Source organism: Nonomuraea sp. NPDC049421, from assembly GCF_040677005.1.
Taxonomy (GTDB): Bacteria; Actinomycetota; Actinomycetes; order Streptosporangiales; family Streptosporangiaceae; genus Nonomuraea; species Nonomuraea salmonea.
This window is the reverse complement of record NZ_JBFAQA010000005.1, coordinates 246,498-269,997: the sequence shown is the minus strand read 5'-3', so window position 1 is coordinate 269,997 and position 23,500 is coordinate 246,498. Positions and strand designations below refer to the sequence as shown.

General features: G+C 72.0%; 25 protein-coding genes. 15 read left to right on the top strand and 10 right to left on the bottom strand.

Translation table 11 applies throughout. The features are described 5' to 3' along the window. Positions 1–197 precede the first annotated feature (197 nt). From AB0K18_RS11585 to AB0K18_RS11560, 6 genes are all read left to right on the top strand, one after another. Positions 198–1,238 (top strand): extracellular solute-binding protein, encoded by a 1,041-nt coding sequence (locus tag AB0K18_RS11585; protein ID WP_364913368.1) that lies wholly within the window; start codon positions 198–200, stop codon positions 1,236–1,238. Next, on the top strand, positions 1,235–2,059 hold the full coding sequence (locus AB0K18_RS11580; RefSeq protein ID WP_364913366.1) for an ABC transporter permease subunit: 825 nt from the start codon (positions 1,235–1,237) through the stop codon (positions 2,057–2,059). Before AB0K18_RS11585 ends, AB0K18_RS11580 begins: the two co-directional genes overlap by 4 nt. After that, a complete protein-coding gene (locus AB0K18_RS11575; RefSeq protein ID WP_364913363.1) occupies positions 2,047–2,901 on the top strand; it encodes an ABC transporter permease subunit in 855 nt (284 codons plus the stop codon). The genes AB0K18_RS11580 and AB0K18_RS11575 overlap by 13 nt, the downstream gene beginning before the upstream one ends. Continuing rightward, positions 2,898–3,980, top strand: coding sequence for an ABC transporter ATP-binding protein (locus AB0K18_RS11570; RefSeq protein ID WP_364913360.1), 1,083 nt, complete (start codon positions 2,898–2,900; stop codon positions 3,978–3,980). The genes AB0K18_RS11575 and AB0K18_RS11570 overlap by 4 nt, the downstream gene beginning before the upstream one ends. Next, positions 3,970–4,575 (top strand): HAD family phosphatase, encoded by a 606-nt coding sequence (locus AB0K18_RS11565; RefSeq protein WP_364913357.1) that lies wholly within the window; start codon positions 3,970–3,972, stop codon positions 4,573–4,575. The genes AB0K18_RS11570 and AB0K18_RS11565 overlap by 11 nt, the downstream gene beginning before the upstream one ends. Before the next feature lie 90 nt (positions 4,576–4,665). Next, entirely contained in the window at positions 4,666–6,297 is a 1,632-nt protein-coding gene (locus AB0K18_RS11560; protein ID WP_364913354.1) for a serine/threonine-protein kinase, read from the top strand. 93 nt (positions 6,298–6,390) lie between these two features. On the opposite strand, the gene AB0K18_RS11555 is transcribed toward AB0K18_RS11560, so the two are convergent. After that, positions 6,391–6,987 carry a TetR/AcrR family transcriptional regulator gene (locus AB0K18_RS11555; RefSeq protein WP_364913351.1) on the bottom strand — a complete coding sequence of 199 codons (597 nt, stop codon included), beginning with the start codon at positions 6,985–6,987 and terminating at the stop codon, positions 6,391–6,393. Between the two features lie 49 nt (positions 6,988–7,036). Here AB0K18_RS11555 and AB0K18_RS11550 point away from each other — a divergent pair, with 49 nt between their 5' ends. The 4 genes from AB0K18_RS11550 to AB0K18_RS11535 all read left to right on the top strand — a co-directional run bounded on the left by AB0K18_RS11550 (position 7,037) and on the right by AB0K18_RS11535 (position 12,020). Continuing rightward, positions 7,037–8,737 carry an ABC-F family ATP-binding cassette domain-containing protein gene (locus AB0K18_RS11550; protein ID WP_364913614.1) on the top strand — a complete coding sequence of 567 codons (1,701 nt, stop codon included), beginning with the start codon at positions 7,037–7,039 and terminating at the stop codon, positions 8,735–8,737. Between the two features lie 144 nt (positions 8,738–8,881). Beyond that, entirely contained in the window at positions 8,882–9,871 is a 990-nt protein-coding gene (locus AB0K18_RS11545) for a virginiamycin B lyase (protein WP_364913348.1), read from the top strand. A 578-nt stretch (positions 9,872–10,449) separates the two neighbouring features. Beyond that, a complete protein-coding gene (locus tag AB0K18_RS11540; protein ID WP_364913345.1) occupies positions 10,450–11,397 on the top strand; it encodes a quinone oxidoreductase in 948 nt (315 codons plus the stop codon). Positions 11,398–11,402: 5 nt separating this feature from the next. Then, complete coding sequence (locus AB0K18_RS11535) at positions 11,403–12,020, top strand: LysE family translocator (protein WP_364913342.1); 618 nt, start codon at positions 11,403–11,405, stop codon at positions 12,018–12,020. 27 nt (positions 12,021–12,047) lie between these two features. Here AB0K18_RS11535 and AB0K18_RS11530 read toward each other — a convergent pair whose 3' ends face one another. Genes AB0K18_RS11530 through AB0K18_RS11520 form a run of 3 tightly spaced genes read right to left on the bottom strand, consistent with a single transcriptional unit; the run spans position 12,048 to position 14,850 of the window. Continuing rightward, entirely contained in the window at positions 12,048–13,169 is a 1,122-nt protein-coding gene (locus AB0K18_RS11530) for a helix-turn-helix domain-containing protein (RefSeq protein WP_364913339.1), read from the bottom strand. After that, entirely contained in the window at positions 13,169–13,960 is a 792-nt protein-coding gene (locus tag AB0K18_RS11525) for an ABC transporter permease subunit (protein ID WP_364913337.1), read from the bottom strand. The genes AB0K18_RS11530 and AB0K18_RS11525 overlap by 1 nt, the downstream gene beginning before the upstream one ends. Then, on the bottom strand, positions 13,957–14,850 hold the full coding sequence (locus AB0K18_RS11520; RefSeq protein ID WP_364913334.1) for an ABC transporter ATP-binding protein: 894 nt from the start codon (positions 14,848–14,850) through the stop codon (positions 13,957–13,959). Before AB0K18_RS11520 ends, AB0K18_RS11525 begins: the two co-directional genes overlap by 4 nt. Before the next feature lie 148 nt (positions 14,851–14,998). On the opposite strand from AB0K18_RS11520, the gene AB0K18_RS11515 reads away from it, so the two are divergent. Continuing rightward, positions 14,999–15,304 (top strand): antitoxin, encoded by a 306-nt coding sequence (locus tag AB0K18_RS11515; RefSeq protein WP_364913332.1) that lies wholly within the window; start codon positions 14,999–15,001, stop codon positions 15,302–15,304. A 59-nt stretch (positions 15,305–15,363) separates the two neighbouring features. Here AB0K18_RS11515 and AB0K18_RS11510 read toward each other — a convergent pair whose 3' ends face one another. Then, positions 15,364–16,743 carry an MFS transporter gene (locus tag AB0K18_RS11510; RefSeq protein WP_364913329.1) on the bottom strand — a complete coding sequence of 460 codons (1,380 nt, stop codon included), beginning with the start codon at positions 16,741–16,743 and terminating at the stop codon, positions 15,364–15,366. A gap of 136 nt (positions 16,744–16,879) precedes the next feature. Between AB0K18_RS11510 and AB0K18_RS11505 the strand changes: the two genes are divergently transcribed. Next, positions 16,880–18,364, top strand: coding sequence for a cobyric acid synthase (locus AB0K18_RS11505; protein ID WP_364913326.1), 1,485 nt, complete (start codon positions 16,880–16,882; stop codon positions 18,362–18,364). A 77-nt stretch (positions 18,365–18,441) separates the two neighbouring features. On the opposite strand, the gene AB0K18_RS11500 is transcribed toward AB0K18_RS11505, so the two are convergent. After that, the gene (locus AB0K18_RS11500; protein WP_364913324.1) at positions 18,442–18,837 is read right to left on the bottom strand and encodes a nuclear transport factor 2 family protein; all 396 of its coding nucleotides are present in this window, start codon (positions 18,835–18,837) and stop codon (positions 18,442–18,444) included. 89 nt (positions 18,838–18,926) lie between these two features. Here AB0K18_RS11500 and AB0K18_RS11495 point away from each other — a divergent pair, with 89 nt between their 5' ends. Then, positions 18,927–19,490, top strand: a complete 564-nt coding sequence (locus AB0K18_RS11495) for a helix-turn-helix domain-containing protein (RefSeq protein ID WP_364913321.1) — start codon at positions 18,927–18,929, stop codon at positions 19,488–19,490. On the opposite strand, the gene AB0K18_RS11490 is transcribed toward AB0K18_RS11495, so the two are convergent. Genes AB0K18_RS11490 through AB0K18_RS11480 form a run of 3 tightly spaced genes read right to left on the bottom strand, consistent with a single transcriptional unit; the run spans position 19,390 to position 21,728 of the window. Further along, on the bottom strand, positions 19,390–20,466 hold the full coding sequence (locus AB0K18_RS11490; RefSeq protein ID WP_364913318.1) for a 1-acyl-sn-glycerol-3-phosphate acyltransferase: 1,077 nt from the start codon (positions 20,464–20,466) through the stop codon (positions 19,390–19,392). The genes AB0K18_RS11495 and AB0K18_RS11490 overlap by 101 nt on opposite strands. A gap of 24 nt (positions 20,467–20,490) precedes the next feature. Beyond that, positions 20,491–21,363 carry a patatin-like phospholipase family protein gene (locus tag AB0K18_RS11485; protein WP_364913316.1) on the bottom strand — a complete coding sequence of 291 codons (873 nt, stop codon included), beginning with the start codon at positions 21,361–21,363 and terminating at the stop codon, positions 20,491–20,493. Beyond that, positions 21,360–21,728, bottom strand: a complete 369-nt coding sequence (locus AB0K18_RS11480) for a MerR family transcriptional regulator (protein ID WP_364913313.1) — start codon at positions 21,726–21,728, stop codon at positions 21,360–21,362. Before AB0K18_RS11480 ends, AB0K18_RS11485 begins: the two co-directional genes overlap by 4 nt. Before the next feature lie 84 nt (positions 21,729–21,812). Between AB0K18_RS11480 and AB0K18_RS11475 the strand changes: the two genes are divergently transcribed. Both AB0K18_RS11475 and AB0K18_RS11470 read left to right on the top strand, forming a co-directional pair. Beyond that, a complete protein-coding gene (locus AB0K18_RS11475) occupies positions 21,813–22,715 on the top strand; it encodes a hypothetical protein (RefSeq protein WP_364913311.1) in 903 nt (300 codons plus the stop codon). A gap of 123 nt (positions 22,716–22,838) precedes the next feature. Then, a complete protein-coding gene (locus AB0K18_RS11470) occupies positions 22,839–23,195 on the top strand; it encodes an STAS domain-containing protein (protein WP_364913309.1) in 357 nt (118 codons plus the stop codon). A gap of 11 nt (positions 23,196–23,206) precedes the next feature. On the opposite strand, the gene AB0K18_RS11465 is transcribed toward AB0K18_RS11470, so the two are convergent. Next, positions 23,207–23,488, bottom strand: a complete 282-nt coding sequence (locus tag AB0K18_RS11465; RefSeq protein ID WP_364913306.1) for a hypothetical protein — start codon at positions 23,486–23,488, stop codon at positions 23,207–23,209. Positions 23,489–23,500: the final 12 nt, after the last annotated feature.

The window sequence follows — 23,500 nt, the reverse complement described above, 5'->3', positions numbered from 1 at the left end:
GCAACATTCATGCGACTTACTGGTGCTCGCTTGTTTGTACAAGTTCCCCTACCTTCTTGCTACACCCCCTGGAAAATGGAGGCGTCGTGTTCACACCTCGCGCCCGTGCGGCCGGCGTTGCCGCAGTCCTGACCCTCCTCACCGCGGCGTGTGGTGCCGCTCCGAGCAGCCGACAGTCCACAACGGCGCAAGGCGGCGTGAACGCGGCCACCGCCACCTCCGCCGCCGACTTCGGCGGGTTCGACAAGCTCGTCGAGGCGGCCAAGAAGGAGGGCAGCCTGCACGTCATCGCCCTGCCGCCCGACTGGGCCAACTACGGCGAGATCATCGAGAAGTTCCAGGCGAAGTACGGCATCAAGATCGAGAGCGAGACCCCCGACGCCGCCAGCGCCGACGAGATCAACGCGGTGAAGACCCGCAAGGGCCAGGACCGCGCCCCCGACGTGCTCGACCTCGGCCAGTCCTTCGCCATCAGCGGGGCCGAGGAGGGCCTGTTCGCGCCGTACAAGGTGCAGACCTTCGACAAGATCCCCGAGGGGCAGAAGGAGCCGACCGGGCTCTGGGTCAACGACTACGGCGGCTACGTCTCCATCGGCTGCGACGCCAAGCAGATCAAGACCTGCCCGACGAGCTTCGCCGACCTGCTCAAGCCCGAGTACAAGGGCCAGGTCGCGATGAACGGCAACCCCACCGAGGCCGGCTCCGCCTTCGCCGGCGTCTACGCCGCCGCCATCGCCGGCGGCGGCTCCTTCGACGACATCGGCCCCGGCATCGAGTTCTTCAAGAAGCTCAAGGACGCCGGCAACTACAACCCGGTCGAGACCACGCCCGCGACCATCGAGAAGGGCGAGACCAAGATCAGCATCGACTGGGACTACAACAACGCCGCCTACGCCCCCCAGCTGGCCGCCAAGGGCATCGACTGGCAGGTGAACGTCCCCACGGACGGCAAGTACTTCCAGATGTACGCCCAGGCCGTCAACAAGGACGCGCCGCACCCGGCGGCCGCCCGCCTGTGGCAGGAGTACCTCTACAGCGCCGAGGGCCAGAACCTCTACCTCAAGGGCTTCGCCAGGCCCGTCCTGCTGCCCGCCATGACCGCCGACGGCACCGTCGACAAGGCGCTCGCCGAGCTGCTCCCCGAGGTCGAAGGCACGCCCACGTTCCCCACCTCCGAGCAGGTCGACGCGGCCAAGGCCAAGCTGGCCTCCGACTGGGACGCCGCGATCTCGGGATGAGCCGCTCCCGGTCCAAGGGCTGGCTCGGCACCCTGCCGCTGCTCGCGTTCTTCGCGCTCGTGTTCGGCGTCCCCGCCATCGCGCTGGTGGCGGGGGCCTTCACGGCGCAGGGACGGCCGAGCCTGGCCAACGTCACGCAGAGCCTGCAGGGCGGCTACCTCACCGCCATGATCGGCAGCATCGAGCTGTCGGCCATGGTGGCGCTGCTCGGGGCCGTGCTCGGCACGTTCCTCGCGTACGCGGTCGTCACCTCGCGCTCGACCCTGCTGCGCGAGGCCGTGCTGACCGCCTCCGGCGTGCTCGCCAACTTCGGCGGGGTGCCGCTGGCGTTCTTCTGGATCGCCACGCTCGGCAACTCCGGCGTCATCAGCGGCCTGGTGGGGCTGCCGTCCGGCTCCCTCTACACGTTCTGGGGCCTGGTCGTGGTCTACCTGTACTTCTCGATCCCGCTCATGGTGCTCGCCATGGCCCCCGCGCTCGACGGGCTGCGCCCCCAATGGCGCGAGGCCGCCGCCGGCAGCGGGGCCACCGCCTGGCACTACTGGCGCTTCGTGGCGCTGCCGGTGCTCGCCCCCGCCATGCTGGGCGGCGTCGTGCTGCTGTTCGGGTCGTCCTTCTCCGCGTACGCCACCGCCAACGCCATGGTCGGCACCGTCGTCCCGCTCGTCACCCTGAAGATCGCCAGCGCGCTGACCGGCGACGTGCTGATCGGCTACGAGAACATCGCGCTCGCGCTCAGCCTCGACATGGTCGTCGTCGCCGGGCTCGTCATGGCCGTCTACCTGCCGCTGCAGAGGAGGACCTCGCGATGGCTGCACTGACCGGCCTCGAACGCGTCTCGGGCGACGTCGCCCGCCGCCACCGCCCGCGGGCCTGGCGGGGCCTGGTGTTCGCGCCGGCCGCCGCGTACTTCCTGATCCCGCTCGGCACCTCGCTCTGGTACACGATCCACACCCCTGCCACCGGCGTGTCGTTCGCCCCCTACGGCGAGCTGCTCACCGCCGACGGCTTCGTCCGCTCGCTGACGCTCTCGCTCGGGCTCGCCCTGACCACCATCGTGCTGGTGCTGCTGCTGACGCTGCCCGCCATGCTCGCCGTACGGCTCTTCACGCCCCGGCTGCGGCCCGTCATGGAGGTGATCTGCACGCTGCCGCTGGTGGTGCCGCCCATCACGTTCGTCGCCGGGATCGGCACCACGCTGCGCAACGGCACCGAGCTGCTCGAACCGACGCCGTTCTGGGCCACGATCATCGCCGTGCAGGACCCGGGCTTCCCCGTCGTGCTCGTGCTCGCGTACGTGGTGCTGGTGCTGCCGTTCGTCTACCGGTCGCTGGACGCCGGGCTGCGCACCATGGACGTGCGGACCCTCGTCGAGGCGGCGCGCAACCTCGGGGCGTCGTGGCCGTACGTGCTGGCCCGCGTCGTCGTGCCCAACCTGCGCTCGGCCCTCGCCAGCGCGTCGTTCCTGACGCTGGCGCTGGTGCTGGGCGAGTACACCGTGGCCAGCCTGCTCGGGTACGAGCCGTTCGCGGTGTGGATCGTGACCGTCTCCGGCTCCAAGGGCCAGCTGTCGGTCGCGGTGTCGATACTCAGCCTGCTGCTCATCTGGCTGCTGCTGCTCGCCGTGTCCACGGTGTTCGGGAAGAAGAAGGAGGGGAAATGACGGCATCGGTGGAGTTCAGGGCGCTGCGGCGGGTCTTCGGCAGGACGGTGGCGCTCGACGGCCTCGATCTGGTCATCGCGCCCGGCGAGTTCGTGGCCCTGCTGGGGCCGTCGGGGTGCGGCAAGACGACCGCGCTGCGCTGCGTGGCCGGGTTCGAGCGTCCCGACTCGGGAGCCGTGCTCGTCGACGGCCGCGACGTCACCGACGTGCCGGCCAACAGGCGCGACGCCGGCATGGTGTTCCAGTCGTACTCGCTCTTCCCCAACCTCAACGCCCGCGACAACGTCGCCTTCGGGCTGCGGGTGCGCAAGGTGCCCGCCCCCGCCCGGCGGGCCAAGGCCGACGAGCTGCTCGAACTCGTCGGGCTGCCCTCCCACGCCGACCGCTACCCGCACCAGCTCTCCGGCGGGCAGCAGCAGCGCGTCGCGCTCGCCAGGGCGCTCGCGCTCGAACCGCGCGTGCTGCTGCTCGACGAGCCGCTGTCCGCCCTGGACGCCAAGGTGCGCGTGACGCTGCGCGAGGAGATCCGGCGGCTGCAGCTCGACCTCGGCATCACCACCATCTTCGTCACCCACGACCAGGAGGAGGCCCTGTCCGTCGCGGACCGGGTCGCGGTGCTGCGGGACGGGCGGCTCGAACAGGTCGGCGCGCCGGCCGAGGTGTACGACCGGCCTGCCACGCCGTTCGTCGCCGAGTTCGTCGGCACCATGAACCACCTCGCCGGGCAGGTGTCGGGTGACCGGGTGTCCGTCCTGGGGCAGTCGTTGCCGCTCGACGGGCCCGTACCCGATGATCCCTCCGTGGACGTGCTGGTCCGGCCCGAGGCCGTCCAGGTCACCGCCCCTGAGGAGGCTGGAGGTGCTCGCGCCGAGGTCCTCGCCGCGTCCTTCCGCGGCGCCTCCGTACGGCTGCGGCTCGCCGTGGCCGGCGGCGAGGTCCTGGCCGACGTCCCCGGCCACGAGGCCGCCCGCCTGGGCCCGGGGGCGCAGGTCTCGGTCCGCCTGGTGGAACGCCCGGTCCTCGTGTCCCCCCGCACCGTCACAGCCCCGGCCCCGACCGTCGCAGCCGATGCCCGCTGACTCCGCCGGCCCTTCACCACCCACCGCCCCGGACGCGGTGTTGCTGGACATGGACGGGACCTTGGTGGACACCGAGGGGTTGTGGTGGGAGGCGGTCGCCGAGGTCGCCGGCCGTCCGCTCACTCAGGACGACGTCCCGCACGTCCATGGGCGCACCATCGAGGACGTGGCCCGCCACCTCGGCGAGCCCGCCCTCGTCGCCCGCCTCACCGAGGCGTTCGCCGATCGGGTGGAGCGCGACGCCACGGTCCTGCCGGGCGCCGCCGAGCTGCTGTCCGGGCTGGCCGCCGTCGACATCCCCACCGCTCTGGTCAGCGCCTCGCCCCGCTGTGTCGTGGAGCTGGTGCTGCCCCGGCTGGGCCACACGTTCGACCTGATCATCACCGACGAGGACACCGAACGCGGCAAGCCCTGGCCCGACCCGTACCTGGAGGCCACCCGCCGCCTGGGCGCGAGCCCCTCGCGCTGCGTGGCCATCGAGGACAGCCCCACCGGCATAGCGGCGGCCCGCGCCGCGGGCTGCCACGTCCTCGTCGCGGGCCCTGAGCACGGGCTTCCTTCCCTGCTCAGGGTGTGCGCGTGCGTCACCCCGTGAAGGCCGTCATGCGGTGAAAAGGCATCTCATGTACGCGTGTCGGGGCCGAGATCTGCGGCGATGCCGCAGGTGTCGGTAAGCTTGCGCGGCGTGAGCGGTGAAACCTCCCACATCGGGCGCTACAGGCTGCTAAGCGTGCTGGGGCGGGGTGGGATGGGCACGGTCCACCTCGCCGAGGATCCCGCTGGGCAACGGGTCGCCGTCAAGGTGATCAACCCGGAGCTCAGCCAGCACGAGCAGTTCCGCATGCGGTTCCGCAGGGAGGCGGACGCGGCGCAGCGGGTGCGACGCTTCTGTACGGCCGCCGTGCTCGACGCCGCGCTCGAAGGCAACCAGCTCTACGTCGTCACCGAATACGTCCCCGGCCCCAACCTGGACGAGGCCGTACGCCAGTCGGGCCCGCTGCGCGGCTCCAGCCTCGACGCGCTGGCCGTCAGCGTGGCCACGGCGCTCACCGCGATCCACGCGGCCGGGGTCGTGCACCGCGACCTCAAGCCGTCCAACGTGCTGCTGTCCCCCGTGGGGCCGCGCGTGATCGACTTCGGCATCGCGCGGGCGCTCGACACGATCGGCGGCGTCACCAGCACCGGCGAGGTCATCGGCACGCCCCGCTACATGGCGCCCGAGGTGCTGCGCGGGGACCCGATCTCGCCCGCCTGTGACGTGTTCTCGTGGGGGTGCCTGGTGGCGTTCGCGGCGAGCGGACGCGCTCCGTTCGGCGGCGACACGCTGCCGGCCATGGTCTACCAGGTGCTCAACACCGAGCCCAACCTCGAGGCCATCGACCCCGGCCTGCGCGAGCTGGTCGCCGCGGCCCTGAACAAGGACCCGTCCCAGCGGCCCACCGCGCAGCAGCTCCTCGACGCCCTGGTGGGCCGGTCGGCGGCGCCGGAGCAGGCGGCGCACACCGTACAGGTGGCCTGGCAGCAGTCCACCGCCCCCTACACGGTCGCCTCGGCGCCGGGCGGCGTGCGGGCGCGGCGGGGCAGGCTGTACGCGGCGGTGGCGGCGGCCGCGGCGGTCGTGCTGGCGGCCGGGGTGGGCGCCTGGGCGCTGTTCGTCCCGGGCGGGCCGCCCAAAGACCTGGGGCTGCTCTACCAGGAGGACTTCACGCAGACGACGGGCGGCTGGACCGGCTCGTACGACCCGCAGTCCGCGGGCAGCGTCGGCTACCGGACCGACGGCACGTACGGGATGGACGCCGAGCCCGACTACGAGGAGCGGTGGGCCAGGGCGCCCGTGCCCTACCTGTTCTACACGCCGACCGCGACGCCCGACCCGACGGCGAGCCCGACGCCGATGCTGCCGCAGTCGGTGGTCATGGCCGTCACCGCCGACGTCACCAAGAGCGTCGGCACCGGCGAATACGGCCTCTACTGCCACAACTCCGAAGACGGCGACAACTACTACGAGTTCACCCTCGACACCAAGGGCAACGCCCGCATCCGCCGCATCGTCGACGGCTCGGGGGGCATGATCGCCCAGCCCGTGAAGGTGGACGCGCTGCCCGGCAAGGCGCGGATCACGGTGGCGTGCGAGCAGAGCGGCAAGACCGTGCGGCTGTCGATGTGGGTCGACGACGAGCTCGTCCAGGAGGCGGAGGACCCGAACGGGATCGGCAACGGCTCGCTCGGGCTGTTCGCGCGCACGCCTAAGGACGACAGGTCGGTGGTGCGCACGACCTGGGACGACTTCGAACTACGCGGCCGCCTGGAGCCGTAACCTCCGCTCATGAGGCACCCACGCCGCGCTTCGCTTGAAGGACGCCGGCTTGAAGGACGCCGGCTTGAAGGACGCCGGCTTGGGGGCACCGGCTTATAGGACGCCGGCGCGGGCGGCGGCGAGGGCGGCGTCGGCGGCGCGGTCGGCGTCGCGTTCCGTGACCGGCTCGTGGGCGACGAACAGCCGGTAGTAGACGGGCGCGACCGCCACCCTGATCACCTCCCGGGGATCGACGACGTCGGGCAGCTCGCCGCGCTGGATCGCCCGGCGTACGACCGAGGCCGACTGCTCGTGGCGCGAGACGAAGAACTCGTGCAGCGAACGGGCGGCGGCCTCGTTCTGCACGGCGGCGGCCACGAAGGCGGACGACACAGGGCCCAGCGCCGGGTCCTGGAAGCCGACCCGTACAAGCTGGACGATGCCCCGCAGATCACCCTCGATCGACCCCGTGTCGGGGATGGGCCACGGCTCGTCGGCGGCGAGTTCGAGCGCGTCGGAGATCAGCCCCTCGACACCGCCCCACCGCCGGTAAACGGTCGTCTTGTGCACGCCTGACCGCTCCGCGACCCGCTCCACGGTCAGGCCCGCGTAGCCGTGTTCGGCCAGCTCGGCGAGGGTCGCCTGGCGTACGGCGTCGCGTACGCGGGCGCTGCGCCCACCCGGACGCCTGACGGGCTCTTTGCGCTCCAAAAACTACTCCAGTTGCGTTAGTTCTGATCTTGTGCCATCCTAAAGCAACATCAGTTGCGATTGGAGTTCCATCCTGATCAGTCTTCGCGGGGTTTTCAAGTCCTACGACGGACGCGCCGTCCTCAGCGACGTGTCCATGTCCGTACGCAGCGGCGAGCGCGTCGGCATCGTCGGCGAGAACGGTTCGGGCAAGTCCACCTTGGTACGCCTGCTGGCCGGAACCGAGCGGCCCGACGAGGGCGAGGTCCGGGGCGAGGTCCGGGCGGGCGCCGACCTCGGCTACGTCGGCCAGACGCTCGCCGAGACGCTCGGCCCGGCGTCCGGCGGCACGGTCCGTGAGGCCGTCGACGCCGCGCTGGCCGACCTGCGTGCCATGGAGCGCAGGATGCGCGAGCTGGAGTCGGCGCTGTCGGAGGAGGCGACGCAGCAGGTCATGGACGAATACGGCGAGCTGTGCACGGCCTACGAGCTGCGCGGCGGCTACGAGGCCGACGCGCGCGTCGAGCGGGCCTTCCACGGCCTCGGGCTGGCGCACGTGGGCCACGACCGCACGCTCGGCAGCCTGTCCGGCGGCGAGCAGGCGCGGCTCGGCCTGGCCTGCGTGCTGGCCGCCGCCCCCCGCGTGCTGCTGCTCGACGAGCCGACCAACCACCTCGACGAGCCGGCCCTGACCTGGCTCGAAGACCGGCTGCGCGAGCACAGGGGCGCGGTGGCCGTCGTCTCCCACGACCGCGTCTTCCTCGACCGGGTGGCCACCGCGATCATCGAGGTCGAGCAGGGCTCGGTGAGCCGGTTCGGCGGCGGCTACACCGGTTTCCTGGCGGCCAAGGCGGCGGCCAGGGCGCGGTGGGAGCAGGCGTACGCGGCCTGGTGCGCCGAGGTCCGCCAGGTCCGCGAACACGCCGCCACCACCGCCCACCGGGTCGCGGCCGGGCGCGTGATGCGCGACAACAACAAGATGGCCTACGACCGCAACGCGGGGCGCGTGCAGAGCTCGGTCGCCAGCCGGGTCCGCAACGCCCACGAGCGTCTGCGCCGCCTGGAAGCCGACCCGGTCCCCCGCCCACCCGCCCCCCTGCACTTCCACGCCACCTTCACCACCGACCCCGGCGGTACAACCCCCTCCCCGGCCATGGGCCCACAGCGGACCGTTGACGAGGGGGCCGCGACGCCCGAAGGGGCGGCGCCGTTGGAGGCGGGTGCTCCTGCCACGGATGTTGTGCTGGTGGAGTTGCGGGACGTCCAGGTGGGTGAGCGGCTGCGGGTGGACGCGCTCACCATCAGGGCCGGTGACCGGGTCCTGGTCAGGGGTGGCAACGGCGCGGGCAAGTCCACGTTGCTGGGCGTCCTGGCCGAACGGGCCCGGTGCCGGGTCGGTCACCTGCCGCAGGAGGTGAGCTTCGACCCGTCGCTGCCGGTGCTGGAGGCGTACTGCGAGGGTCATCCCGACGACCGCAGAGCGGCGCTGCTGGCGACCGGCCTGTTCCGGCCGCACACACTCGACCAGCGGGTGGGCGACCTGTCGGTCGGCCAGCAGCGGCGACTCGCGCTGGCCAAGCTGCTGGCCCGCGAACACGACCTGCTGCTCCTCGACGAACCCACCAACCACCTGTCGCCCGTGCTGGCAGAAGAGCTCGAACGCGCACTCGACGGCTACCGCGGCACTCTTGTCATGGTCTCCCACGACCGGGCCCTCATCCGGCGCTTCCACGGCAGCGAGATCGAGCTCGCGGGAGGTCGCATCCTTTGACCACAACCGGAATCGAGCTCGCACGACGACGCATCCTTTGACCTCGACCGAGATCGAGCTCGCACGAGGACGCATCCTTTGACCACGACCTAGATGGAGCTCGCACGGGTGCGACTTTTGACCACGACCATCGGGGGGACTCCCATGTTGACCATCATCGACTCCGGCTCGCCTTACGGCCTGGCCACCGCGGCCGACGGCGCCCTGTGGTTCACGCTCGTCCACGAGGGGCGCGTCGGGCGGCTGGTGCCGGGCGAGAAGCCCGAGATCCACCAGCTCGACCCGGCCGACGGGCTGCCCACCATGATCGTGCGCGGCCACGACGACGCCGTGTGGTTCAGCGAGTGGAAGGGCGGCCGGGTCAGCCGCATCACCGCCGACGGGCGGCGCACCGCCTACACGGTCGACTCGCCGTACGGGCTGGCCGCCGGCCCCGACGGCGCGATGTGGCTCACCCAGATGTCGACCGACAGGATCGGCCGCATCGCCACCGACGGCACGATGACCTCCTACGACGTGCCGGTGAAGGGCGGCATGCCGTCGTTCATCGTGGCGGGCCCGGACGACGCGCTCTGGTTCACCATCAACCAGGGCAACGCCATCGGCCGCATCTCACTGTCGGGCGAGGTGACCGTGTACGAACTCCCCACGGCGAACGCGGCCCCGGTAGGCATCACCCGCGGCCCCGACGACGCCCTGTGGTTCGTCGAGATCGGCGCAGGCCAGATAGGCCGGATCGACGTCCAGGGCAAGATCACCGAATACCCACTCCCCGACCGCGCCGCCCGCCCCCACGCCATCGTCACCGGCCCCGACAACGCCCTGTGGTTCACGGAATGGGGCACCGGCCGCCTGGGCCGCATCACGGTAGACGGCGAGATCGAAGAACACCCTCTCCCAGCGGTCCCAAAGCCGGCGGCCGGGCACGGGACCGAGGCACCTAACACGGAGCAGGAGGACAACTCCCAAGGACCGAGCACGGAAGAGGAGGACAACTCTCAGGGACCGAACGCCGATCCCGGGGACGACGCACCGAAGCCCGAGCGAAAGGCGGAGCCACACGGGCTGACGGTGGGCCCGGACGGAGCGATCTGGGTGGCCTTGGAGGCCGGCGCCCTGGCCCGCCACGTGTGACGACCCTCAAGCGGAAGACACGGTAATGGGCCCCACCCATGCCACAACCTCCGCGCGACCCCGAACAGCCCCATCGAAGTGTCGAGGTCGCGGGGGCCGACTGACGGGCAGGTGCGCAGCAGCATGGGGGCTCTGCACCGGCCTGCTCAGCGGTCCCGCAGAGGTGATGCGGATCAGGTGGCGACTGCTGAGAGTGGACACGGCCGAGTGGCGGGCGAGCGCCCAGCAGCGTGGCTGACTCTGCACCGGCTCGGCCAATGGCCCCAGAGGCGAGGCCAGGTGGGCGGCGACCGCCGGGAGTGAGTGGCGGCCGACCCACGGGCGGGTGCCCACCAGCGTGTCTCTACGCCGGCTCAGTCAGTGACCCCGCAGGTGAGGTGGGGTGGACGGCGAGCACCCGAAGTGAGTGGCGGCCGACCCACGGGCGGGTCCCCAGCAGTGGGGGCGACTCTACGCCCGCCTGGTCGGCGGTCCCATCGGGGAGATCGATGACCTGTGGTCCCATAGCTGGGACCGGCTGGAGGGGTGGGGCTGGGGGTGGGTGGCGGGTGATGGGTGGGGCGGAGTTGACTAGGGGTATGCGTGCGATCATCGTGTCCGCCCAAGGCGGGCCAGAGGTTCTTGAGTATGTCGAGCGTCCCGATCCGGTGCCCGGGGACGGTGAGGTGGTCGTGGATGTGGCCGCCAGCGGGGTGAACTTCATCGACATCTACCACCGGTCCGGTGCTTATCCGCTCGATCTGCCCACCTCCATCGGGTCCGAAGGGGCCGGGACGGTGTCCGCCGTCGGCCCGGGAGTAGAGGGTGTCGCGGTGGGTGACACCGTGGCGTGGGCGAGTGTGCTCGGGAGTTATGCCGAGAAGGCCGTGGTGCCGGCCGATCGGCTGGTGCCGGTGCCGGACAGCGTGCCGGCCGAGCTGGCGGCGGCGGCGATGCTGCAGGGCATGACGGCCCACTATCTGACGCACTCCACGTACGAGGTCGAAGCGGGCGACCGGGTGCTCGTGCACGCGGGGGCCGGTGGCATGGGGCAGCTGCTCATCCAGCTGGCCAAGCTCAAGGGCGCCAAGGTGTACACGACGGTCTCCACCGACGAGAAGGAGAAGCTGGCGCGGGAGGCGGGCGCGGACGAGGTGCTGCGCTACGACGACTTCGCGCAGGCTCTGCGGGGCACGATCGACGTGGTGTACGACGGTGTCGGCAAGGCCACGTTCGACGGCGGGCTTGAGGCGCTGCGTCCGCGCGGGCTCATGGCCCTGTACGGCGCCGCCAGCGGCCCGGTGCCGCCGCTCGACCCGCAGGTGCTCAACAAGCAGGGCTCGCTCTTCCTGACCAGGCCCACGCTCGTGCACTACGTGGCGGAGCGGGCCGAGCTGCTGCAGCGCGCCGCCGACCTGTTCGGCTGGATCGGCGCGGGCCAGGTGCGGATCAACGTCTCCCACCGCTACCCGCTGGCCGACGCCCGGCAGGCGCATGAGGACCTGGCGGGGCGGCGGACCACAGGGAAGCTGCTTCTCATACCCTGACCTTCATGGACATCACCACCTCCATCTGGTCGTTCGCCGCCGTGGTCGCGTTGCTCACGGTGACGCCCGGGCTCGACACGGCGTTGATCCTGCGGACGTCCCTGCTGGCCGGGCGGCGTCCGGCCTTGGGGGTGACGCTGGGCATCCAGCTCGGCACGCTGGTGTGGGGTGTGCTCACCGCCGCGGGGCTGTCGGCGTTGCTGGCGGCCTCGCAGGTGGCCTATGACGTGCTGCGGTGGGCGGGGGCGGCGTACCTGGTGTGGATGGGGATGCGCATGCTGCTCAAGCGGGAGGCCGGGCATGAGGTGGTGGAGGGGCAGGAGGTGCGCTTCTGGAAGGGGTTGCGGCGGGGGCTGCTGACGAACCTGCTCAATCCCAAGGTGGGGGCCTTCTACGTGGCGATGCTGCCCCAGTTCATCCCGGATGGAGCGCCGCACGCGGTCATGGGGCTGGTGCTGGCCGGGGTGCACGTGGTCGAGGGGCTCGTGTGGAGTGCCGGATTGATCGGGTTCGCGTCGTTGATGAGCGGGTTCCTGCGGTCGGCTCGGGTGCGGCGGGCTCTCGATCGGGTGACCGGAGTGGTGATCGTGGGGTTCGGGGTACGCCTGGCCGTCAGTGATTGAGTCGGCGGGGTGCGCATGCGGTTGTGGTCAGAAGGCGGCCGGCCAGTTCAGGAGGCGGGCGCCGAGGACGGCCGTCTCCAGGGTGAAGCGTTGGGTCGGGTCGTCCGGGGAGAAGCCGGTCAGGCGGCGGATGCGTTCCAGCCGGTACGTCACCGCCCGCGGGCTCACCCGTAACCGCCGGGCGGCGGCCGTCTGGTTGCCGTGGGAGGCGAAGACGGCCTCCAGGGTCTCCAGCAGCGGCTCCGGTCCGCCCCTGGCGTCGAGCAGCGGGTTGAGCACGCTGGTCACCAGGTCCTCGATGGCGCCTCTGTCGCGCAGCAGTACGGGGAAGACCAGCAGGTCGGCGGCCTTGACGACGTCGGTGGTGAGGCCGAGCCCGTCGGCCAGTTCGAGGGCCTGGGCGGCCTCGCGGTAGGAGGTCACGACTCCGCCGGGGCCGCGTTTGGGGCGGCCGACGCCGACGCGCCAGCCGGGCGGGAAGCGGTTGCGTACGTGGTGGACGAACTCGCCGACGGCGGCCCCCAGCGTGGCGGGGGCGACGCAGACCAGCAGCCCGTCGCGTACGGACACCAGCACGTTGTGGGAGCCGAAGCGGGCGACGAGGTCGCGTTCGATGCGGTCCTGGTCGCCGTCGCGCAGCCCGCGGGCCACGGCGACGACGTACGACTCGGCCAGCCGCAGCCCGAAGTGCTCGGCCCGTTCCGCGAGCCGCTCGGCCCGGCCCTGGAGCAGGTCGTCCACGAACTCCCTGCGCGCGCTCTCCTCCTCGCGGATGGCGGTGAGCTGGGCCTGCTCGTACCCCTCCATGAGCGCGGAGACGGCCCTGCGCAGCGCGGGCAGCACGCCGGGCACGCCCTCTCCCGCGGCGAGCGCGCGGTCGACGAGGAGCCGCAGCGGTACGCCGGCCCGGGCGGCCTGGCTGCCGGCGGCGCGGTAGGCGTCGAGGGCGCGCCGGTCGAAGGCCCGTCCGGTGGCCGCATACTCGGCCAACCGCCGCCGGTGCCCGTCGAGCAGCCCGGCGAGCTGGTCAGCGAGCAGGTCGGCGGACACATCCGCGGGCGGCCCGCCAGACGGCCCGCCAGACGGGCCGGAAGGCGGGCCGGAGGGCGGGCCGGTGGGCGCGGCCGGGGGTGGGTCCGTGGGCGGCATCAGACTCCTACGTCGCGCCTGTCGAAGGCGAGCACCGCGGTGAGTGCGAGCACGGCCGTCGCCCCCGCGAGGACAAGGTAGTCGGTGACGGGCAGCCCCTCATAGAGCGGCCGGCCGTCGGCGTAGTAGTGGAACGGCGAGAGCCACCGCAGCCAGGCGACGGCCTCCCACGAGCGGCCCACGGTGACGACCGCGTACCCGAGGACGGCCCACACGCCGACGGCGGACGAGGCGGCGGCCCGGCGCCCGGCGACGGCTCCGACGGCCAGGGCCAGAGCGCCGAAGAACAGGGCGAGCAGCAGGACGCCGACCTGCGCGGCCAGGATGCGGTCGAAGGGCACCCCGGTCCGTACGAGCGCACTCATCGCGACCGCGACCAGCAACGTCACCACGGCCACCACCACGAGCGCGACGGCCAGCGCGAGGAACTTGTCGAGCACCAGCCGCCGCCGGTCCACCGGCAGGGTGACGACGAGTTCGAGCGTGCCGGCCTCCTCCGGCCCGGCCAGCGCCCGGTTGGCGAGCAGCGTCGCGCAGGCGATGAACAGCATGGGGACGAAGAGCTGGTAGACGACGGTCTGGAGGTAACCGGCGCCAGAGGTGATGTCCGGCATGCCGCCCATGAGGTCGCGCAACGGGCCGGGGAACTTGTTCAGCATGGCCGGCCCGTACGTGTCCGGGTTCGCGCGGACGGCGCCGTAGACGGCGACGTACAGGGCGATGAAGGCGCTGATGCCGAGCGTCCACCACAAGAGGGGGCGGCGGTGCTCGCGCAGGCTTCTGGCGATCATCGGACCGCCTCCTCGTCGCTGTAGTAGGTCAGGAAGATCTCTTCGAGGTCGGGTTCGGCGCTGACGAGGTGCACGACGGTGAACCGGGCGGCGGCCTTGACCAGGGCGTCGGGACGTCCGTCGATCGTGCACCGCACGGCGGCGCCCTCCACCCGCAGGTCGCGTACGCCGGGCAGCCCCTCGAAGGCGTCACGCGGGACGGGCGCGGCGAAGTGCAGCTCGACGCGGCGCACCGCCTTCTCGCGCAGCACGGCGACGTTCTCGACGGCCACCAGCCGCCCGCCGCGCACGATGCCGACCCGGTCGGAGACGCTCTCGACCTCGGCCAGCACGTGGGAGGACATCAGCACGGTACGCCCCGAGGTTCGCACCTCCCGGACCAGCGCCAGGAACTCCTGCTGCACGAGCGGGTCGAGCCCCACGGTCGGCTCGTCGAGGAGGACGAGCTCGGGTTCGTGCATGAACGCCTGGATGAGCCCGATCTTCTGCTTGTTGCCCTTGGAGAGCTTGCGCATGGGCACCGATAGGTCGGCGTCGAAGCGCTCGGCCAGGGCCTCGATGCGGGAGGCGGGCACGCCGCCGCGGACCCTGGCGAGGAAGCGCAGGTAGTCGGCGGCCCGGTCGCGGCCCTCCAGCACCAGGTCGCCGGGCAGGTAGCCCATCCTGGCGCGGACGGCGGGCTCGCGCGGGTGACCGCCGAGCACGCTCACGGCGCCCCGGGTGGGCCTGATCACGTCGAGCAGGAGCCGGAGAGTCGTGGTCTTTCCCGCGCCGTTGGGCCCGAGATAGCCGAAGATCTCCCCCGGCTGGATGTCGAGCGTGAGGTCCTCCAGGCCGCGGCGGGCGCCGTAGTACTTGGTCAGCCCCTCGGCCTGCACCACTGCTGTCATGCCCGCATCGTCGCGCCTCGGGGGGCCGCGCGTCATGGGGGAGGTCCGGCAGTCTGCGGACGAGTTCGCTGCCGGATTCCGGCAAAGACATCATCCCAGGTTGGCGGGGTAGGGGGCGGGCGTAACCGGAAGAAACGGGGAAAAGGTCATGAGCCGCATCGGAGAGTGGCTGAAGAAGGCAGAGAACCTGGCCAGGGGACACTCCAAGCAGGCCGACCAGATCGTCGACCGCGCCGAGCAGTACGCCAAGGAGCGCACCGGCCACAAGTACGACGAGCACATCAGCAGAGGCGCGGACACCGTCCAGCGCCGTTACGGCGGCGGGCAGGACCAGACCGGCCAGCAGACCGGCCAGCCGACAGGACAGCAGCCGGGACAGCCGGGCCGGCAGGCCGGGCAGCAGCCGCCCCCGACCCAGGAGGAGCAGGAGCGGCGCATGCCGCCTCAGGGCTGACCGCACGGGCCGGCGGCGGGCGCCCAAGGGCCCCCGCCGCATCCCGAGAGGCGGACGGGTCAGTGGCGGGCGTCCTCCAGGACCTTTGCCGCGTCCCGTTCGAACGACGCCCTGGCGCCCAGCGTGAGCAGGCCGCCCACCACCATGGGGGCGATCAGGACGTACATGCCGGTCAGCAGCGAGCCTGTCCCGTCGGAGACGATGCCGACGACCAGCGAGCCGAAGGCCGTACCGACGGTCAGGAAGAGCTGCAGGACGGCGAAGCCGAGCCCGCGCGCGGCGGCCGGCACCACGTCGGCCAGGCAGGCGGTCATGTTGGGGATCGCGATCGACATGAGCGCGCTGGCCAGCAGCATCAGGCCGGCCAGCGCGCCGACCGAGTCCATGGACAGCGCGCCGGCGAGAACCACCGAGCCGGCCGTGATGCCGCCGCCGCCCGCGAGCAGGCGCCCGCCCTTGATCGTGCCGTGCCACTTCCTGCCCAGCCAGGAGCCGACCAGGGTGCCGGTCAGCGTGCCGGCGATGGTGAGCAGGCCGCTGAGCGAGCCGGCGGTGGCGACGTCCGCGCCGAGGGTGCGCACCATGAACGTGGGCAGCCAGAAGAAGATCCCGGCCAGCCCGAGGCTGAGCAGCGCGAGCCCGACGCAGACGAACAGCAGCGTCGGGATGGCCATGACGCCGCGCACCTGTGTCAGGAACGGCGGCTTGACCTCCGCCCCGGCGGGGGCGGAAGACGCAGGCGGAGCGGCCCCACCGCCGGCACCACCACCGGCACCGGCCATGGACGGTTCCGGGGCGATCGCGCCGTTCGCGACCATCCGGTCCAGCTCGCCGCGGCGCGGCTCGCGCAGGAACCAGACCAGCAGCGCCGTGAGCACGCCCGGCACGACCATGATGAGGAACGCCGTACGCCACGAGAACGCGGCGGCGAGCTGGGCGCCGAGCAGGGTGCCGACACCACCGAGGTACGTGGTGACGCGGGTCAGCCCGTACGCCTTGGCCCGGCTGGCGGGCGGGTAGTAGTCGGCGAGCAGGCTGCCGGCGGCCGGGTTGTCGATGTTCTCGGCGGCGGCCAGCAGCACCCGCATCAGGTAGAACATGGCGAACCCGGTCGCGAGGCCGGAGCCCAGCGTGGCGAGCGCCCAGCAGAAGACGACGATCGCGATGATCCGGGTCCTGCTGAACCGGTCGGCGAGGTAACCGGCCGGCAGGGCCACCACGGCGGCGGCCAGGGCGGCGGCGGTCGGGATGGAGCCGGCCGCGGTGTCGCTGAAGTGCCACTCCCGCTGGATGACCGGGAGCACGCCCGACAGCAGGTTGGCCTCCATCCTGTCCACTAGTCCGACGATGAACAGCACCACCAGGGGTGCCCAGCCGAATGGCGCGCGGGATCGCGCGTCGATGGTGCCCGTCCGTGGCGAGCCGAACGTCCCGACCATGCCCACCCTTTCGCGTAGGTGACTCTAGAATCCAGTTCTAGTGCGACGTTCTAGCCAGAGTGACAGAAGTCACAGCATTCGTAAATGGCCGGTTACCTGGAAATTTCGCGATCTGCGGCTTCGATACGGTGTGGCCATGGTCAACGGCGCACTCCTGGTGGCGGGCACCACATCGGACGCGGGCAAGAGCGTGGTCACGGCCGGGATCTGCCGCTGGCTGGCCCGCCGTGGCGTGCGCGTCGCGCCCTTCAAGGCGCAGAACATGTCGCTCAACTCGTACGTCACCGCCGACGGCGCCGAGATCGGCCGCGCGCAGGCCGTGCAGGCGCAGGCCGCCGGCCTCGAACCGGCCGCCGACATGAACCCGATCCTCCTCAAACCGGGCAGCGACCGCCGCAGCCAGGTCGTGCTCATGGGCCGGCCGGTCGCGGACGTGGACGCCATGGAGTACGGCGCGCTGAAGGACCTGCTGCGCACGACCGCGCTGGAGGCGCTTGAACGGCTCAGGAAGCAGTACGACGTGGTGGTGTGCGAGGGCGCGGGCAGCCCGGCCGAGATCAACCTGCGCCGCGGCGACATCGCCAACATGGGCCTGGCCAGGGCCGCGAACCTGCCCGTCATCGTGGTCGGCGACATCGACAGGGGCGGGGTGTTCGCCGCCTTCTACGGCACGGTCGGCCTGCTGGACGCCGCCGATCAGGCGCACGTGGCCGGGTTCGTGGTCAACAAGTTCCGCGGCGCGAAGGAACTGCTCGAACCGGGGCTCGACATGATCAGGCGGCTCACCGGCCGCGAGGTCTACGGGGTGCTGCCCTGGCTGGACGGGCTCTGGCTGGACGTCGAGGACTCACTCGCCCTCGACGGGCGGCAGGTGGCGGTGCGGCCTGCGTACGGGCGGCAGACGCTGCGGGTCGCCGTCGTACGGCTGCCGCGCATCTCCAACTTCACCGACGTGGACGCGCTGGCCGCCGAGCCCGGTGTGGTGGTGCGCTTCGCCACCTCCGCCGGCGAGCTGGACGACGCCGACCTCGTCGTGCTGCCCGGCTCCCGTGCCACCGTCGCCGACCTGGCCTGGCTGCGGGAGAGCGGGCTCGCGGCGGCCCTGCGCGCGCGGACGGGGCCCGTGCTGGGGATCTGCGGCGGGTTCCAGATGCTCGGGCGGGAGATCGTGGACGACGTCGAGTCGGGGGCGGGCCGGGTCGAGGGGCTCGGGCTGCTGCCGGTGCGGGTCGCGTTCGGGGCGGACAAGCGGCTCGGCCGGCCCGTCGGGTCCGCGTACGGGGAGGCGGTGCGCGCGTACGAGATCCACCACGGCGTCGCGACCGTCGAGGGCGGCGAGCCCTTCCTGGACGGCTGCCGCTCGGCGAACGTCTTCGGCACCACCTGGCACGGCGCCCTGGAGAACGACGGCTTCCGCCGCGCCTTCCTGACCGACGTCGCAGACCGCGCCGGCCGCGCCTTCACCCCCGCCCCTGACACCGACTTCGCCCGCCTCCGCGAGGCCCGCCTGGACGCCCTCGGCGACCTCATCGACCACCACATGGACACGGACGCCCTCCTCCACCTGATCGAACAAGGTCCCTCCCCCACACTCCCCACACTCCCACCCGGCGCCCCCTAGAGAGGGATCGCGCGGGAAGCGGGGGCGGAACGCCACAGCAGAGGCGAGCGCCGCGTCAACGGCGGCGGTGGGGTGGGTCAGGTGAGGGCTTCGGTGATGGCGGCGCGGTCCTGGTATTCGCGCCAATGCACGATCCGCCCGTCCCTCGCGCGCAGCACCACCACGAAGGCGGCCTGGGCGCGCACGTCGCTTCCCCGCAAGGTGCCCACCAGCTGGTACTCGGTGACGATCACCTCCGGGTCGGAGGTCTCGTGGACGGTCACGTCGCGGAATTCCTCGAAGGTGACGGGGAGGGACGCGCGGCCCTCCTCCGCCATGGCCGCGACCCGCTCCCGCCCCTCGGTCCTATGGCGCGCGAACGGCTGCTCCACGACCACGTCGTCGGCCAGCATCTCCGCGTCGAGGGCCGCGGCTCCGGACAGGACGTTGTGCTGGAAGCGGGCGAAGAGGTCTCGCGGGGTGCGGTCGGGCATGGGATTCCCTTCGCAGGAAGGCTAAGGTGAGTGAAGGACTCAGGTTCATTGATATGAGTCGAGGACTCATCTTGTCAACGAGCGGACGAATGACGACCACCAAGCCCATGCGCGCCGACGCCCGGCGCAACCGCGCCCGCATCCTCGCCGCCGCCGAGGAGGTGTTCGCCGAGCGGGGCACATCGGCGTCCACGGAGGAGGTCGCCGCACGAGCGGGCGTCGCCATCGGGACGGTCTTCCGTCACTTCCCCACCAAGCACGCCCTCCTCACCGCGATCATGAAGGACCTGCGGCGGCGGCTCGTCGCCGAGGCGGAGACCCTCATCGCCGATGGGGACCCGGGGTCGGCGTTCTTCGACTACTTCGCCTTCCTCGTCGGCAGCTCGGCCAGGATCGGCGCCGTGGTGAGCCTGCTCGCCGAGGAAGGCGCGCCCATCGAGCCTGGCGAGCAGATCATGGCGCTCAGTGAGGTGTTCGGCACGCTGCTGGAGGCGGCGCGCGAAGCCGGGGCCGTACGCCCCGACGTGCGGCTCGACGAGGTCATGGCCGTGCTCACCGCCGCCACCCACGGCGCGCTGGCGGGCGGCTGGCCGGACGACCTCCGTCATCGGACGGTGACCCGGCTCCTGGACGGCTTCCGCGCTGCTCGGTGATCCAGGCGTCGATGAGCGCCCAGTGGTCGTACAGCCAGCGGACGCGCTCCTCGCGGGTCCTGGGGATCTCGGCGGCCGGTACGCGCCACCACTTCGCGGTGATGTGCGCGCTGACGGGAAGCTTGCGCCAGACGTCCCCCACGGTGACGAGCTGGTCGAGCCCGGTGTGCGCGACGAAGATGACGTCGGCGGCCGGGCATGACTCGACGGCGGCGATGGCGCCGTTCGGGCGGGGCGGAAGCAGGTGGTCCATGTCGCGGGCCCGGCCCGCCTCGCCGGTCAGGCCCTTCTCCTCAAGCCGCCGGATGGCGAGGCGGCGGCGGCGCGGGGTGAAGTTCCCGCCCTCGGGGAAGATCACCAGCGCGTCCCTGTCGCCCATCGTGGCGGCGAGGCGGCGGATCTCGGCGGTGACGCCGCTCTGGTCGGTGCTGCGGGGCACGAACGCGTTCGGCAGCCGGTTGACGACGACGTCGAGCGACGGGTCGTACTGGAGCGCGGCCTTCATGACGATGCGGGGCCGGCGGTGGTAGCGGGCCAGCAGGTGGTGGATCAGCAGGAAGGAGTCGCCGGGGCCCGCGTGCCTGGACAGGACGATGACCGGCCGGGAGAGCCGGGCCTCCTGTTCCTCCGGGGTCGGCTCTGGCTCCTCGATGTCGGTGGTGAGCAGGAAGATGCGCTCGGCGGCGCCGTACACGCGGGTCAGGAACCAGCCGATCAGCGCGTAATGCCGCTCCTGCCGCTTCGCGCCGCCCGCCACCCACAGCCACAGGCACGCGATGAGCACCGCCGACTCCAGCGTCAGCCACGCCACCGCGAACCAGACGAACCGCGCGCCCCTGCGCTGCGGCGGCGGCAGGCGCAGAGAGGCGGCGGCCGTGACGACCAGCCAGAACGGCAGCGTCACCAGCATGAACACGGTGACCACGATGACCAGGGGCGCCAGGACGACCCTGCGCAGGATGCGAGGTGGAAGCACGGCGGCCTCCTCAAGGGCGTACTCTCATCCTCCTCTTTCGCGCAGGTAGCGGGAAGACGCCTGGTAGGCGCGGTCGATGCAGGCCGCCACCTGGGAGCCGTCGCGGTAGCGCAGCGGCGAGACGGGCGTGGTCACACCCGACGGCATCACGTGCACCTCCACGCCGGGCGGCAGCGTGGCGAGGTCCTCGGCGAAGCGGTGCCTGCGGGCGATCTCGAACGCCACCATGCCCACCTCCCAGAACCTGCGCGGCGGGCTCAGCGGGCGCTCGATCCTGCCGACGTGCAGGACGTAGACACGCCTGGCGCCGAGCTGCACGGCCCTGCCGATGGGGATGCTGTGCACGAGCCCGCCGTCGTAGAAGTGCTCGCCGCCGATCACCACCGGCGGCAGCAACCCCGGTACGGCGCACGAGGCCAGCACCGCGTCCACCAGCGGCCCCGAGCTGAACCAGTGGGCCGCGGCGCGCTCGACCGAGGCGGCCACGCACTGGAACGGCACGGCCAGCTCCTCGATGCGGGCGGCCGGCACGGTCTCGCGCAGCACGCCGCGCAGCGGCTCGTTGGGGTGCAGGTGGGTGCGCGTCTTGGCGAGCGTGGACAGCCGGGCCGCCCAGGAGCCGGCGAAGGCCGTACGGACGATGTCGGAACGCCACAGACCGGTCAGCCTGGCGACCGCCTGAGCCGGGTCGGCGGCGATGACCGCGCCGTTGAGCGCGCCGACGGACGTGCCCACCACCAGCCCGGGACGGACGCCCGCCTCGTCGAGCGCCCGCAGCATCCCCACCTCGTGGGCGCCCAGCACGCCCCCGCCCCCGAGCACGAACGCGGTCTCGGGCGCGCACCCGGGACCGCCGGGAACGCCCTCGCCGGGAGCGTCCGCGCCCTCCTGGGTCATCGGGGGCAGTTCCCGCCCTCGTGGGCGACGGCGTCGGCGACGGCGAGGATGGAGTCGAGCTTGGTCCGGGCTTCGACCAGCTCGTTGATCTTGTCGTCCATGCGCTCCCGCTCGGCCCGCAGCCGCTCGATCAGCTCGGGCACGACCTCGCCCGACATCACGCACGGCATGATCGGCTCGATGGCCTTGCTGGCCAGCCCGGCCGCGTAGAGCTGCCGGATGAGCCTGACCCGCTCCACCGCGCCATCCGGATAGACGCGCTGCCCGCTGGGCGTGCGCTCGGAGAAGAGCAGGCCCTGCTCCTCGTAGTAGCGCAGCGCGCGCACGCTCACCCCGGCCTGGGCGGCGAGCTCGCCGATCCGCATCCGATCTCCCCCTCAGGTGCTGCTGACGTCAGCGTCAGGATTTCACCGTACGCCAGGCACCGGAGGCCGCCTAACATCAGCGGCATGACCACGCACGGATTCACGCTGACCGCCGAGGGCCCGTTCGAGTTCGCCGACTCCCTGCGCTTCGTGGAGGACTGGCCGGCCACCAGCAGGCTGCCCTCCGACGGGCGGACGCTGCGCTTCGCGTACAGCGCGGAGGCCGACTGGCGGCCCATCGGCGTGAGCGTGACGGGCGTCCCCGGCGGCGTGTCGGTCACCACCACGCGCCCGACGGGCCCGGCGATCAGGGGCGAGGTGGCGCGGATCTTCTCGCTCGACGTCGACGGCACCGGCTTCGCCAAGCTCGGCGACGCCGACCCGGTGCTGGGCGACCTGCTCCGGCTGCGTCCCGGCCTGCGTCCCGTGTGCTTCTGGAGCCCGTGGGAGGCGGCCTGCTGGGCGGTGATCGTGCAGCGCTCGTCGATGGTCGTGGCGTCGGCGATCAAGCAGCGCATCGCGCAGCGGTACGGCGCGGAGGTGGTGGTGGACGGTGAGCCGTTCGCCGCGTTCCCGCCGCCGGTCTCGCTGCTGGACGCGGGCGGGCTCGGCCTGCCGGCGCAGAAGGAGGAGTGGCTGCGCGGCCTGGCCAGGGCGGCGCTCGACGGCCTGCTCACCACCGAGCACCTGCGCTCGCTGGCCCCGGAGGAGGCGCTGGCTGAGCTGCGGTCGCTGCCCGGCGTGGGGCCGTTCTCGGCGGGGCTGATCCTCATCAGGGGCGCGGGGGCGCCGGACGCGTTCCCCGGTGACGAGCCGCGGTTGTTCGCGATCCTGCGGGAGGCGTACGGGCTGGCGGAGGACGCGCCGCCGTCCGCGTACCGGCGGCTGGCCGACGCCTGGCGGCCCTACCGGTCGTGGGCGTCGTTCCTCTTCCGCGCGACGGCGTACGGCGTGATGGACGACCGGTCCGCCCAGGATCCTTCCTGAAGATCCTTTGACGAATCCTCTTTCGGGTGTCTGATCGGCGGGCATAAGGTTGCTGCATCGGTTGGCGTCCCCGCGATACCCCCCGTACGACCAGCCACCGGCCGACCAACGCCAGGAGAGCCCGTGAAACTCACCTGTCGCCACTATTCAGGGGCCACGCTGTTCACCGTGGCCGGCCAGGTCGACATCAGCACCTCCGCCGAGCTGGAGGAGTTCATCGGCGGGCAGCGCCGCCGGTTCGGCGACCACGTGATCGTGGACATGCGCGAGCTGACCTTCATCGACAGCTCCGGCCTCGCGGTACTGCTCGCCGCCGGCGCGCTGGCCCGCGCCCACGGCGCCGGCCTGCATCTGGCGGGGGTGCAGCCGATGCCGGCCAGGCTGCTGGAGATCACGGGCGCCGATCGCGCGGCGACCTTCCACGACGACGTGGAACAGGCGCTGGCGGCCGTCCTGGCCGCCGGCCACGCCAGGCCCTGACGGCACGGGGGTCAGGACTGCCGGCGGTGCACCCCCACCAGGTGCCCGTTCTGCCGGATCCGAGCCTCCTCGTACGGACATACCGGACGGGTGACGTACGACTGCGCGATGGTGTCGGCGTCTCCCCGGTTCACGCCCCAGCCGATGGTGTGCCAGTGCGGATCGCCGCCGGTGGTGTCCAGGACCACGATCTCGAACAGCTCGGCGGCGGGAGGAGGCGTGCAGCGTACGCGGCCGGTCGCCGCATCCGCGCCGTCGTGGACGTTCCGGCTACCGGTACCCGGCTGATCCATGTGGCTCTCCCT